This is a genomic window from Shinella sp. M27 (genome assembly GCF_049199905.1).
Classification (GTDB): Bacteria; Pseudomonadota; Alphaproteobacteria; order Rhizobiales; family Rhizobiaceae; genus Shinella.
In genome coordinates, this window is the sequence record NZ_JBLZPK010000034.1 from 145,172 (window position 1) to 157,686 (window position 12,515).

Annotated in this window: 9 protein-coding genes; 3 read left to right on the forward strand and 6 right to left on the reverse strand. The window is 60.5% G+C overall.

What is annotated here, in order from left to right; genetic code table 11:
* Positions 1-118: 118 nt before the first annotated feature.
* Positions 119-307, forward strand: coding sequence for a hypothetical protein (locus tag ACOZK4_RS14675; protein ID WP_421592509.1), 189 nt, complete (start codon positions 119-121; stop codon positions 305-307).
* 69 nt (positions 308-376) lie between these two features.
* Here ACOZK4_RS14675 and ACOZK4_RS14680 read toward each other — a convergent pair whose 3' ends face one another.
* From ACOZK4_RS14680 to ACOZK4_RS14705, 6 genes are all read right to left on the reverse strand, one after another.
* Positions 377-1,969: a caspase family protein gene (locus ACOZK4_RS14680; protein WP_421592510.1), complete on the reverse strand. Its 1,593-nt coding sequence runs from the start codon at positions 1,967-1,969 to the stop codon at positions 377-379.
* Positions 1,969-3,537, reverse strand: coding sequence for a caspase family protein (locus ACOZK4_RS14685; protein ID WP_421592511.1), 1,569 nt, complete (start codon positions 3,535-3,537; stop codon positions 1,969-1,971). The genes ACOZK4_RS14680 and ACOZK4_RS14685 overlap by 1 nt, the downstream gene beginning before the upstream one ends.
* Positions 3,534-4,421 (reverse strand): OmpA family protein, encoded by an 888-nt coding sequence (locus ACOZK4_RS14690; protein WP_421592512.1) that lies wholly within the window; start codon positions 4,419-4,421, stop codon positions 3,534-3,536. The genes ACOZK4_RS14685 and ACOZK4_RS14690 overlap by 4 nt, the downstream gene beginning before the upstream one ends.
* 73 nt (positions 4,422-4,494) lie before the next feature.
* On the reverse strand, positions 4,495-7,812 hold the full coding sequence (locus ACOZK4_RS14695) for a c-type cytochrome (RefSeq protein WP_421592513.1): 3,318 nt from the start codon (positions 7,810-7,812) through the stop codon (positions 4,495-4,497).
* Positions 7,813-7,916: 104 nt separating this feature from the next.
* Complete coding sequence (locus ACOZK4_RS14700) at positions 7,917-9,176, reverse strand: ferric reductase-like transmembrane domain-containing protein (RefSeq protein ID WP_421592514.1); 1,260 nt, start codon at positions 9,174-9,176, stop codon at positions 7,917-7,919.
* A gap of 225 nt (positions 9,177-9,401) precedes the next feature.
* Positions 9,402-9,671 (reverse strand): hypothetical protein, encoded by a 270-nt coding sequence (locus ACOZK4_RS14705; protein ID WP_421592515.1) that lies wholly within the window; start codon positions 9,669-9,671, stop codon positions 9,402-9,404.
* A gap of 116 nt (positions 9,672-9,787) precedes the next feature.
* Here ACOZK4_RS14705 and ACOZK4_RS14710 point away from each other — a divergent pair, with 116 nt between their 5' ends.
* Both ACOZK4_RS14710 and ACOZK4_RS14715 read left to right on the forward strand, forming a co-directional pair.
* Complete coding sequence (locus tag ACOZK4_RS14710; protein ID WP_421592516.1) at positions 9,788-11,704, forward strand: M10 family metallopeptidase; 1,917 nt, start codon at positions 9,788-9,790, stop codon at positions 11,702-11,704.
* A 179-nt stretch (positions 11,705-11,883) separates the two neighbouring features.
* Complete coding sequence (locus ACOZK4_RS14715) at positions 11,884-12,504, forward strand: GntR family transcriptional regulator (RefSeq protein ID WP_421592517.1); 621 nt, start codon at positions 11,884-11,886, stop codon at positions 12,502-12,504.
* Positions 12,505-12,515 lie beyond the last annotated feature (11 nt).

Sequence of the window (12,515 nt, forward strand, 5' to 3'; positions counted from 1 at the left end):
TCGAGCTAGATGAGTTTAAGATCGGACACCGCATTTCCTCAACAAAATTGCCTTGCATCCGACCGGGGAACCAACGGGTCTTCTCGCCGTTTCCGCTGAGTCGATGGAGGACAAAATCATGACCATTGAAAACGCACCCACGGAAACCGGCAAGCAAGGCGGCCGGGGATTGCACAAGGCCGCGCGGGCGGAAGAGCGCAAGATCGAAGACGAAAAAGGATCGGAGCTGGCCAAGGGCGCCGATCGTTTCGAGGAGCGATCAAAGAGCTCCGACGGCAAGAGCGCAGGCGAGAAGCAGCGCTCTTGAATCATTGCGATGAAAGCGTTCGCGGATGTAACACCCGCGAACGCCTGAAATGGCAATGGCAATAGCTACTCAATAAACTTTATATTTCAACAGTCCCAGCGACCAGTTCACGCTGCGGTTTTCCGTGTCGCGCGTCCAGGTCTGCTGCAGCGTACCGGCAATGTCGGCGATCGTCGTGCGGGCGTCGAGCTCTTTCTGCAGGCCGTAGTCGTTGGGCGCGACCTTCGTGAGATCGACGTCGTCGGCTACCACGATGGCGACCAGAACGTTTTCGCTTGGCCCATCGGCCTCGAAATCGAAGCCGTAATAGTCGTCCGGGATGGTCAGCGGCGTATGGGGGGTGAGCGCCGTGATCTTCTTGGCGGCCTCGTTCGGGAATATCTGCGTCGCCTTGCCGTCCTTGTCGACGTCGTAAAGGATAAGATGGCCGCCGGTGGCGCTCGTCACGGTAATGCGGAAGGGATCACCGACGTTTAAGTGATCAGAGGACAGCGAGAGCTGGACATCGCCGGCCGGCGGCTTGCCGAGGATATCGCTGACGGCATCCACCGGATTTGCCGCGACATAGGCCGTCTGCTGGGTGTTCTCGACCTTGACCGGTTCGACCTTGCCGTAATCCGCACTCTGTTGTTGCTGTGAATAGTCCGTCGTCTGCTGCTGTGTGTCGCCACCGGTCTGCGTCTGTTGATATTGCTGGGTCTGCTGGCCCGTCGCTTCACCACCTGTCGGGGTCACCGCTGCCGCCCCCAAAAGTGCGTAATTGACCTCGAGCTGGGGGTCGAGGCCTTGGCACTGGGTCTGGCTCGCGCAATAGGTCTGCGACTGCTTCTTCACATATTCCAGGAGCTCGGCATTGGAGACGATGCCGTTGCCGTTGCTGTCGGCGGCGGCTGTCTCGTGGCCGTTGACATAGGAGAGCGTGAAGACACCGTGACGCTCCTCCGGCGGCAGGCGCGTGTCGTCCCAGGCGACCTGATAGGACGAGGCCGCGCTCCAGGCTTCCACGCCGTTCTGCTTGACGATATCAGGCTTGTCGACCACGGCGACATCGATGCGCAGGCCGCGGGTCTTCACGGCTTCCACCGGCTTGGCAAAGGGCCGCGGCAGGAAGCGCGCGCTTTCCATCACGTCGGAAACCTGGGTCGAGAGCGAGCGCGAAATCGTACCTGAGTGGCAGGCGTCGATGACGATCGAGACGGCACGGTCCTTCAGTTTTTCCAGCATCGCTTCGATTTCGTCGTCGAGGATGACATTCGTCCAGTCGCCGTCGCCGGCGGCAATGTCATAGGTCGAGAGCGCCTCGTCGAGGCCGTCCTCCTCATCGCCGCTGACATCCTTCACCTGGAGGCCATGGCCGGAAAAATAGAAATAGACGCGGTCGCCCGGCTGCGTGCCCTTGATCAGCCATTCGTCGATGCTGGCGAGAATGGAGGCGCGGCTTGCATCCTTGTCGAGCAGGACACGGATCGAATCGGCCGAATAGCCCTGCTTCTCTTTCAGGAGCTTCTCGATCAGCGGTACGTCGTTCTTCGGCCCTTCGAGGAACATCTTTTCCGGCAGCGAGGCATAGGTGCCGATGCCGACGAGAAGCGCGCGGTCGGCGGCCTGCGCCGAAGAGAACAGGCAGAGCGAAAGGAGGAGCACTGCGGCGTAACGGAGCATCAGAGCGTTTCCCGCGTATAGAGAGGTTGGATGGCCACGCTTGCCTCCTTGCCGTCGAGCCGTGTCAAGAGTGCCTGCAACAGGGCCGCGGCGGTGACGTTCTTGTCGGACAGCGCCGCGCCGATGGCATCGACCGGTTCGGCGGTCCAGATGGTGATCAGGTGATCGGCGCCGAAGGGTTTCACGACCTCGACATCCGTCAGCTTGAATTCGGAACTGTTGGTGCCGGCCGTCTGCATGTCGAGGAACTGCACTTCACCCGTGTTGGCGAGGTTGAAGACCAGCATGTTCGGATAGCGGCCGGGAGGCGCATCGAAGCGCAGACGCTGGCCGGCGGCATAGATGTCCTTGACCGGGGTCAGCGAGACCGTGCCGGGGTTCTGGCTCGCCATGGCCTTGAGGAAATCGAGCAGGATATATTTGTCGACCACCGACTGGATGCGGTCTGCGCCGACATTCTCGCCCGCGACGTCGCCGTTCGGCGTGTAGAAGGTGCCGCTTGCCACGTCCCAGCGGAAGGGCGTGCCGGTACCGTCTGTGCCCTTCGGCTTTTCTGCGTCGCCATCGATCTGGAGCGCGATGTTGCCCGTCCAGCCCAGATCCTTGACGCTCTTGATGGTTTTCGGGGTCGTGCCGGCGTCGCTGGTCGTTGTCGTGGTGTCGGCCGTTGCGGCGGGAATGCCGCGCGTCAGCGTCACAACGACCTCGCTCTCCGAGCGGGCGACCTGTGGCATGAAGTTCGGCACCTGCAGCGCCTCGGAGCGGTTCTTCACATTGCTGAAGATATAGTCTTCGAGCTCGATGCGCGTGATGATGCCGTTGCCGTCGCGATCGGCGCTGCCTTCCACGGCGCGGGCAAAGCTCCAGCTCAGCGCGCCGCGCGGCTCGCCGTCGATGATGACCTCCGGCGTCGGCTGGCTTTCCAGCGAAGCGGCCAGCACCGTCACCTGCTTGAAATTGACCTCCTTGAGGTTCGCGCCCGCGATGGCCTCCTGCGACGGCGGCGCGAGCTTGACCGTCACGGCGGGTGCCAGACGTGTCTTGCCCTTGATCGAGCGGCTCATGCCGCCGGAAAAGCAGCTGTCGGAGACGAAGAGCACATGCACACCCTTGGCTTCGGCCTCCCCGAACCATTCGTTCATCTCGTTATCGACAATGATTTCCTTGAAGGTTTCCTGGAAACGGTTTCGGTCGAAACCCGGCAGCTGGAGGAATTCGTCGAGCCCGTCGGCTTCGTCGCCCGGAATGAGCTCCGGCATCTGCGCGCCGTGGCCGGCATAGGTGAAGATGATCGTGTCGCCGGCCGCCGCTTCGGCCACCATGTCCGTCCAGGCCTTGCGGATATCGTCCTTGCGCGCTTCGGCATTGGTGAATTTCTTCACGGTGAAGCCGGCGGCGCTCATCGATGCATAGACATCCTCTGCGTCACGCACCGCGCCGTCGAGGCTGACTTCATAGGGATATTCGTCGACGCCGACGACGAGCGCATAGGTCTGCGCCGCGAAGGCCGGCAGCGGGAAGGCCGCCGTCAGGGAAAGCGCCAGCAGACGGGGCAGCAGCCGTTTCATTGCACATCCACTTCCACGCGGCGGTTCAACTGGTTCAGCGTGTCCGTGTCATAGGCGCTGGCATCATCAGGCTTGAAAGGTTCGTCCTCGCCCTTGCCGACGGTGGTGATCGTGCCGGCATAGCCTGCGTCGTAAAGGTAGGTCTTCAGCGCGTCGGCACGCGCCAGCGAGAGCTTGTAGTTCGCCTCCGCCGAGCCGACCGGATCGGTATGGCCGATCAGCTGGATCGCGCCGGGCTTGACGGCTTTCAGGCATTCCGCAACGTCCTTTGCGGCCTCTATGCCCTCGGGCGTGAAATCGGCGGTGCCGAAGACATAGCGCACCGGGGTCGATTTCTTCTTGATCGTCACGCCGCGGAAGGAGACCTTGCAGCCGCCGCGCATGGCAAGCTTCACCGGGCGCGGCGCGGCAAGGCGCATTTCGCCGGCAAGCCGGTCGAGGCGGCGGATGTAGTCCTCATCCGGCGCCATCCAGTCCGGCGTCAGCGTCGTGTTGGAACCGTCCTCCAGCGCGATTTGGTAGAGCTTGGCCGCTTCCTCATAGTCCTTGCGCTCGCGGGCGAGATCGCCCAGCGCATCGAAGACCTGCCAGGGGCCGCCGTATTTCTTCTGAAGCGCTTCCAGATCCGCGCGGTGATCCGCAAGCTTGCCGCCATTGCCGACCTCGGTTGCGATGCGGTTGAAGCTGGAGAGCGCCGCGACGCGCCCGACAAGGGTGCGCTCGTTGGCGCTGCAATTGGCGGTGCCTGCGGTTTCGGCAATCGACTGGGCCTTCTGCTCGTCACCGGCATTGAACGCCTCGATGACACCGGTAAAGGCATCGCAGGCTGCTGCGGCCGGAGCAGCACCAGCCAGTACCAAGAGTGTCGCTGCCAAAGATCGCATCAGCATTGTCGGTCCAGTCCTCATGTCCTCTTGAAACGAACAGGCAGGGGCTCGAAAGCCCCTGCCCTTGTCGTCATTTGATTTCGAACGTCACCATCTGGAGGCCGCTCGCGCCGTTGTCCTGCTCGGCCTGCTTGGCAAGGTTGACGGCGATACCTTTGGTCGCTGGCAGCTTTGAGCCAGCCACCAGCTGCCTGGCCTTCTCTACCGTCATCTTCTGGTCGCCAAGCCCGCCAATGCGGCAGAAGGCAATCATCGTTTCGCCCGGCGAGGGCGAATCGAAGGTCAGGTTACCAGAACCCGGCTGCGGAATAAGACGGCTTTCGCCTTCATTCAGCGTGGTATTGCCGATCATCACATCCGGGATGATTTCGACATTGCCGGTATCCTCGACATACATCACCTGAAGCTCGCAGCTATGGTTGGTGCTGAGCTCGAAGCTGAGGTAATCGCCGACCTTCGCCGATGTGCTGGGCACCTTGAGCGCCAGCTTCACCTTTTCAGCCTGTGCCTTGTCTTCCTGCTTGTAGGCGGGAACGACATAGGCCGTGTTGGTCTGGGTCTGGGTGGCATACTGCTCCGTATTGGCCACCTGCCCTTCGGTCGATTGCGGCTGCTGATAGGCCGTGTTGTCGACCTTCTGTTCCTGCTTCTGCTCCGGCTGCTGGTACTGGGTGTTGTTTGCCGTGTTCGCGGCGCCCTCTTCCGGATTGACGCCGCGCTTCAGCGGATCGAGCTGCACAAGCGGCTGCAACATGAAGGCATACTGCTCCTCGACCTCATTGCGCGGTATCGTGGCGCCGGCTTCCAGCGTCGCCACCCAGTCGAGGCCGATGCGCAGGGCGTCGACATCGGTCAGGCGGCGGATGTCGGAGGAGAACTCCTCCGGCGTCATGTCGAATTCGGCCGCCAGCTGCTCGAAGTTCAGCTCGTCCTCGTACTGGTCGGCGAAGTAGGTGAATATCTCTGCACCGCCCGGCGCCTTGAGGCCCGTCTTGCCGCCGCCGGATGTCGGTTCGGTGATGCCAAGGCGATCGAGCGCGCTGACGAAACGGTCCGTGTCGCGCTTATAGACCTCGTTCAGCTCCTCCTGCGGCACATAGACCGCGAGCAGCTCGTCCTGCTGGTCCTTGGAGAACAGCGTGGAAGTCTCGATATGCTCGCGCAGCTGGTCGCGCTTGGACAGGATGCCGTCAAAATGGCAGTCGAAGCACGAGCGGGCATTGATGATCTCGACGCCCTTGCCGATCGGCCGCTTGCGGAAGGAGACGATCGTCGTCGGGCCGACATTGAGCTGATCGCCCTTGTTGGTCGACAGATAGTAGCCCTGCATGCCGTTCGGGAGCGAGAAGATCATTTCGCCGCCGTCATGTTCGAAGGGCAGCAGCCCGGCTTTCAGCTGCACACCATCCGGGCCGGCCGGGAAGCGCTTCAGCACCTGGCGACCGAGATCGCCGGCAAAGTCGTAAGACTTCCAGTAATAACCGCCGAATGGCATGTCGTGGCGTTCCAGCATGCGGTTGTGGTCGGACACGCCGGAGGAACCATCGGCAAAACCGGCGCGCACGATGCGGCGGCGTTCGATGTTCTGGTTGACGTTGACCCCGAAGCGATGTTCGAGCTCGCTGATATTGGTCGGCAGCTTCATGAGGCGGTTATAGACCTTCGGCCGGGCGCCGTTGCTCATGAACCAGTCGACACGCATGATGGGCAGCGTCGTCTGCGTCGCCTTGGCAAGGGCGTGCAGCGTCGCGTTGCTCGCCGGATCGACGCCGTAGAAATACTCGTTGATCAGGAAGTCATAGTCTTCCTGGCTCCATTCGAGGTCGCGCAGATCGACGCGGACGAGCAGGCCATCCGAACCCTCGACTTCCTCGGGAAGCACAAGTTCCGGACCGTAGGACAGCGAGTTGATGAGTTTCTTGAAGCCGCCAGCCAGAACCTTCATGCGCTTCAGGAAGGTTTCGTGCGTCTCACAGCTCATCATGCCGTTATATTGGTCGCGATAGCTGAAATAGCGCATGAAGGGCTGGTCGTGTTCATCGACCTTTGAGATGTCCTGCAACGCAAGATCGACGAAATCGAGATATTTCAGCATCGGCCGCGAGCGCTTGACCTGGGTCGCCGACACCGCCGTCGGAATGGCCGACTGGCTGAGCGAGTTGATCCAGTTGGCAAGGCCCTGCACTTCGGCATCATCGGGACGCTTGCCGAGCGGCATGCGGCCGCTGGTGACGCTGGTATAGAGCAGCGACTTGGAGGCATCGCCTGGTGTTACGAAAGCCGGATTGGCGGCAATCGAAGCGAGATCGCCAGACGGGAACGAGCCTTGCGAGCTTTCCCCCGGACCATGGCAGTTGCGGCAATATTTGCCGATGAAAGCATCGGCCGCAGACGCGAATTCCGCGCTGCCGCCACCGGCGGTGAGTGCGCTTTCGGCGGTTGCCTCGCTGCAGACGGGCGCGGTGCTGGTTTCGACCGGCGTCACCTTCACCTCGCGGTCGGCGAGGAAGGCGTACATGGCCTGCTTGTCTTCGTCAGACAGCGCCGAAAGGCCCTGCGCGATGCGGCGCATGACCGGATCGGACAGCGGCGAACCGGAAAGCTTCTTGCCTTCCTCGATCAGGCCCTTGGTGAACACTTCATGCGAGGCAAGGCCGCCCATGCGGGCCTTGGTGATATCGGGCGCGACGGCACCGGTCAGGCCTTTTTCACCCTCGTAGGCACGGGTGAGATCGAGACCGTAAGTCGTGGTGCGCGGGGTGTGGCAATCGCCGCAGCCGCCGACGTTCTCGACCAGGTAGCGGCCGCGCTCCATCTGGGTCTCTTCGCGCGGCTGGTAGGCCTGCACGACGAAGTGGCTGCGCTTCCAGAGCGTGATCGTGGTCTGGCGGCTGAAGGGGAACGCGATCTCGTGTTCCTTAGAAGCCGCATCCGACTGCGGCAGCGTGTCGATATAGGCTTTGATGTCGAGCACGTCTTCAGGCTTCATCCCGCCGTAGGACGTGTAGGGCATGACCGGATAGAGATTGTCGCCATCCTTCTTGAGGCCGACCATCACGGCGTTGAGGAAGTCCGCATTGGACCAGCCGCCGATGCCGTTCGGATGGGCGGAAATGTTCGGCGCGAAGAATTTGCCGATCGCCGTCTGCATTTCCATGCCGCCCGAGAGCAGTTCCGTATTGTCGCCGGAACCGTGGCAGGCGCCGCAGCCGGCCGCACCGAACAGGACCTTGCCGTTATCGACATTCGCCTTGTAGGTGCCGAAGGCATCCGGTGCGAACTGATCGATGGCAAAGGCGCCGGCGGGACAGAAAACCGCGAGCATCAGACCGAGGGCGGCGGCAAGGCGGCTGACCGGCCGCAGAAGTGATGTGTTGAACACGCGCATGGCTTGTTCCCTTCGCTCCAAGAGGCCGGCGAGCCGGCTGGAAATTCAAACTGTCTCAACAATTCCGGATGCAAAACAACTTCGCAGTTTCTTCGGGAACTGTCCTATCGAAACTCGAAACGCTCGAACTCGACGCGCCGCGGCGGCTTGCCGAGTTCTCTCAAACCCTTCTCGATCGCCAGCCGCAAGGGCGGCGGGCCGCAGAACCACAGGTCGGCCTCGGCCGGGTTTATGCTGGTGCCGGAAACGAGCTTCGATGCATCGAAGCGTCCGTCGGTCGCCGAATTGTGCAGCACGAAGCTGAAGTTGCCGAGTTTTTCCGCCTGCGCTCGGAACGTGTCGAGGCCGATCGCCTCCGCCCCGTCGCGCACACAGTAGATCATGTGGATGTCCTGCCCCTCATCGCCTTTCAGCCGGCTCGCCATGGCAAGAAACGGCGTGACGCCAATGCCGCCGGCAAGCCAGATCTGCTTCTTGCCGCCGCGCTTGTGATTGAAATGCCCGTAGCCGCCCTCAAGCGTCAGCGCATCGCCGACCGCCACGCCCTCGCGCAACGCCTTGGTATAGTCGCCGAGCGGCTTGATCGCGAAACGCACCGAGCCGTCTTCGTCTATGCCGGCAATGGTGAAGGGATGCGGCTCGCGCAGACCCGATTTGTTGACCCGGAAGAAGCCGAACTGGCCTGGCATCGCACGCAGCTTGCCATTGATGGGACGCGCCGAAATGATCGTCGCGCCATCGTGTTTTTCGACATGGACCACCTCGTAGCGCCGCGTGCGCAGCCACGGCAGGAGCTGCGTATAGGCATAGCTGACGATGCCGATCAGCGCGAAGATGTTGAGATAGGTCGCGAGGAATGCCGTACCGTCATAGGGGCGCTTGATGAACATCTGGTGGAAGGCGACCAGCACGAAAAGCAGGCCGATGAAGCGATGCGTGATGCGCCAGTACTGATAGGGAATCTGGAAACGCGTTTTCGGAATGATTTTCACGAGGCTGAAAATGAGCAGGAAGACGAAGCCGTAGAAGGCCCACTCCCCCGCCGTCTTGGCAAGCACGTTGAGGCCGCTCGTCACCGACAATCCCTGGAAATCGGGCGCGATGAAATAGTGGAACAGGATAAGACAGAGCACCGCGATACCGATCTTGCGGTGGAACTGGTAGATGCGGTCAAGCCCGCCGAAAAGCTTCTCGACGAAGGGCGGGCGCGTCGCCATGAACTGGGCGATCGCCATCGCGACGAAGGCCATGGACGAGGCCATCAGGGAAAAGGTCGTCCCCGCATTTGTATGGCTGACGGCCGGCACGGCCAGAAGACCGGCGAAGACGATCAGAAGTGTCGCGACGATAGAACCCGCAGTCAACGTATGCCCCCACAATGCAAACTGGACGGTCCGAATGTCAGGGCATGCTGGCAAGGCCCATGACGTTCGTCAACCGCAATCCTCCTATCGACGGGTGGGCTGACGGCTTTATTCGGGTGTATCTGCGGAGGGGCGATGACGAGGCTGGCGGCGTCGCCAGAGATCGCTAAAATGACAATGGAATAAGACAGATAATGCCGGACTTATATTGCGTCCGGGCAATACTCAGTCGTACAGACGCTTGATGTCCTCGCGGGCCTTATCGGCGAGCGGATGATCCGGATGCCGGGCAATGAAAAGCTCCAACCCTTCGCGGGTGCCGCGATTTTTCAGCCGCGTATATTCAGATTCGATAATTTTTTCCGGATCGCCTGGCTTCTGCATGACTACGCGCGTGACCGTTTCGTGTTCTGCGGCTGGCACCCTCAACGGGCTCGTCCAGCCAGCGACGTTAAGACCCGTAACATATAGCGCCAAAAAAATCCCGAATAGCATGATGATCTCGCGCGTCTTTAGATCGGCTAATATGATATTGTATCGACACTAAGGCCTTTTTGGGAAGCCCTGCCGATTCTGAAAGCAGGCCCCTATCATTTCTTCTGGAGGGAAACATGTCGGGTTCTGCAACAACCACAAAAACCGTCGATGCAAGCGGGTCGATCTTCGTCGATTCAGTTCTTGTCGGGACAGGCTGGAGCACTTCTACAGTTACATACGCCTTTCCGACGCAGGTCTCGGACTATAGCTATTCGAAATACGATAGCGGGTTCAATACAGTTACGACACAACAGAAAAATGCCGCCCTCTTTGCAATGGAAAAATCCTTTGGAGGGGCCGCCAACGATGGCTTCTCCGTCGAAGGATTTACCAATCTCAATTTTACCCAGGGCAATTCGACAAATGCGACGTTCCGTTTTGCCGAGTCCAGCGTTCCAGATACGGCAGAAGTAGCAGATTTTCCGGCCAGTTTGATTACGTCCGATACCGCAGACGATGGCGATATCTGGTTTGGAACGGCCTATGTGGGCACCATCAACGACATGCGCAAGCCCGTTGCCGGCAACTATGCCTGGCACACGCTGATCCACGAATTAGGACACGCGCTTGGACTGAAGCATGCGCAAGAAGATCTTGTTTATGGCAAAATGCCAGACGCAACCAACAGCGTCGAATTCACAGTGATGAGCTATCGAAGCTTCATTGGTGACACAGTTGGCGGTTACGACTACGGTGAATTCGACGCGCCGCAGACATTCATGATGGCGGATATCGCGGCTCTCCAGCATATGTACGGCGCGGATTATTCCACCAATTCCGGCGCGACCGTCTACAAATGGACCCCCGGCAACGGAAAGACCCTGGTCAACGGCGAGGTTGCCATCGCCCCCGGCGCGAATCGCATTTTTGCAACGGTCTGGGACGGCGGCGGCAACGATACCTATGATCTCAGCGCCTACACCACGAAACTGAACATCGATCTTCGTCCGGGAAAATATTCCGTTTTCAGTGCCACCCAACTTGCCGATCTCGGTGGTGGCCCGAACGATGGCTTTGCACGAGGCAATATTTTCAACGCCCTGCTCTTCAAAGGCGATCTTCGCTCGCTCATAGAGAACGCCATAGGCGGCAGCGGAAGCGATACGATCCGCGGCAACCAGGGCGTCAATACCCTTTCGGGCAATGGCGGGGCCGACATGCTCTTTGGTCTCGATGGCAACGACACGCTCAACGGCGGAGCCGGCGGTGATACGCTCGATGGCGGCAATGGCAACGACACCCTGCGCGGCGGTTCGGGCGCCGATATCCTGAAAGGCGGAGCCGGGACTGATACGGCCTCGTATTCGGACGCGACAAAGGCTGTTGTCGCCAGCCTCATCAAGCCTACGGACAATAAAAATGATGCTGCGGGAGATACTTACTCATCCATTGAAAATCTGACCGGCAGTAAATTCGCCGACAAGCTATTTGGCAATTCCGCAGGCAATACCCTCAACGGCGGCGGCGGTGCCGATACGCTCAACGGCGGTGCCGGCAACGATACGCTGAACGGCGGCGCAGGCGGCGACAAACTCATCGGGGGCACCGGCGTCGATACCGCGACCTATGTGAATGCCACGTCCGGTGTTGTCGCCAACCTTGCAAAAGCCAGCGTCAATACAAAGGAGGCACAGGGCGATACCTATTCCGGCATCGAAAACCTCTTCGGCAGTGCCTTCGCCGACAAGCTGACCGGCAACACCGGAGAAAATAAGCTCACCGGCTACAAGGGTAACGATACGCTCACCGGCGGCAGCGGGGCGGACATTTTCGTCTTCGCCGCAGGCTATGGCAAGGACACGATCACCGACTTCAAGAACAATGAAGACAACATCGATGTCCAGTCCTACAATTTCTCGTCGGTAAGCTCAGTTCTCAGCAAGGCCGTGCAGGTCGGCGACGATGTCGAAATTCGCCTGACCAGTGCGGACGTGATCATCCTGAAGCACTTCACCAAGGCGAGCCTGGACGCCAGCGACTTCATTCTCTGAAAACAGAACAGAGCCAAGACGAAGGCCGGGAGAGATCCCGGCTTTTTGTTTTGCCGAAAGGGTGCCGCGAATTCCAGGCGGGGCTTCCTGCCTGCGTCTCGGGTCACCCTGATATATCAGAAGATTTGCCATTCCAAGCGCGACATGCGACCACGTGATATATCAATGGGAATCGCGGAATGACGGAAACGGCGGCCTCGCAGGCCCACCTCGCCTATCTCGCCCTCGAAGGCCTTGTCGTCACGCTCAAGCTGAAACCCGGTTCGCTCGTCACCGAGCGGCAGTTGATCGATCTGGCCGGGCATGGCCGCACGCCGGTGCGTGAAGCCATCCAGAAACTCGAATGGCAGGGATTGATTGCGGTGCGGCCGCGCGCGGGGCTGCAGATCACGGCAATTCGGGCGGAGGATCACATCCAGGTGATGGCTACGCGCCGGCAGCTCGAGCCGCTGGCCGCCGATCTCGTCGCCCGGCATGCCAGCGAGGAACATCGCGAACGGCTTGTCGAATGCGCGCAGACCATGACTGCCTGCTCGATCCGCTCCGATCTCGAAGGCTTTCTCGCCGCCGACAAGGTGTTTGACGAAATCCTCGAGGAAGCCTGCCCGAATCGCTTCCTGACGGGCGCGCTCGCGCCTTTGCAGACCCACGCCCGCCGCCTCTGGTTCGCCCGCGCCGACAACAGGCACATGGACCGTTCGGTGGATCTCCACGTCAAGGTCATCCGTGCCATCCGCAACGGTGACGGTCAGGCGGCATCGGAGGCGATGACCGACCTGCTCGACTATCTCTCGGCCTGAAACAGAAAGGG

What these genes read in the sequence shown, in the direction of transcription:
- ACOZK4_RS14690 (WP_421592512.1), bottom strand. Translation starts at nt 4,421, where the DNA reads ATGCGATCTTTGGCAGCGACACTCTTGGTACTGGCTGGTGCTGCTCCG.
- ACOZK4_RS14675 (WP_421592509.1), top strand. Translation starts at nt 119, where the DNA reads ATGACCATTGAAAACGCACCCACGGAAACCGGCAAGCAAGGCGGCCGG.
- ACOZK4_RS14695 (WP_421592513.1), bottom strand. Translation starts at nt 7,812, where the DNA reads ATGCGCGTGTTCAACACATCACTTCTGCGGCCGGTCAGCCGCCTTGCC.
- ACOZK4_RS14680 (WP_421592510.1), bottom strand. Translation starts at nt 1,969, where the DNA reads ATGCTCCGTTACGCCGCAGTGCTCCTCCTTTCGCTCTGCCTGTTCTCT.
- ACOZK4_RS14705 (WP_421592515.1), bottom strand. Translation starts at nt 9,671, where the DNA reads ATGCTATTCGGGATTTTTTTGGCGCTATATGTTACGGGTCTTAACGTC.
- ACOZK4_RS14715 (WP_421592517.1), top strand. Translation starts at nt 11,884, where the DNA reads ATGACGGAAACGGCGGCCTCGCAGGCCCACCTCGCCTATCTCGCCCTC.
- ACOZK4_RS14710 (WP_421592516.1), top strand. Translation starts at nt 9,788, where the DNA reads ATGTCGGGTTCTGCAACAACCACAAAAACCGTCGATGCAAGCGGGTCG.
- ACOZK4_RS14685 (WP_421592511.1), bottom strand. Translation starts at nt 3,537, where the DNA reads ATGAAACGGCTGCTGCCCCGTCTGCTGGCGCTTTCCCTGACGGCGGCC.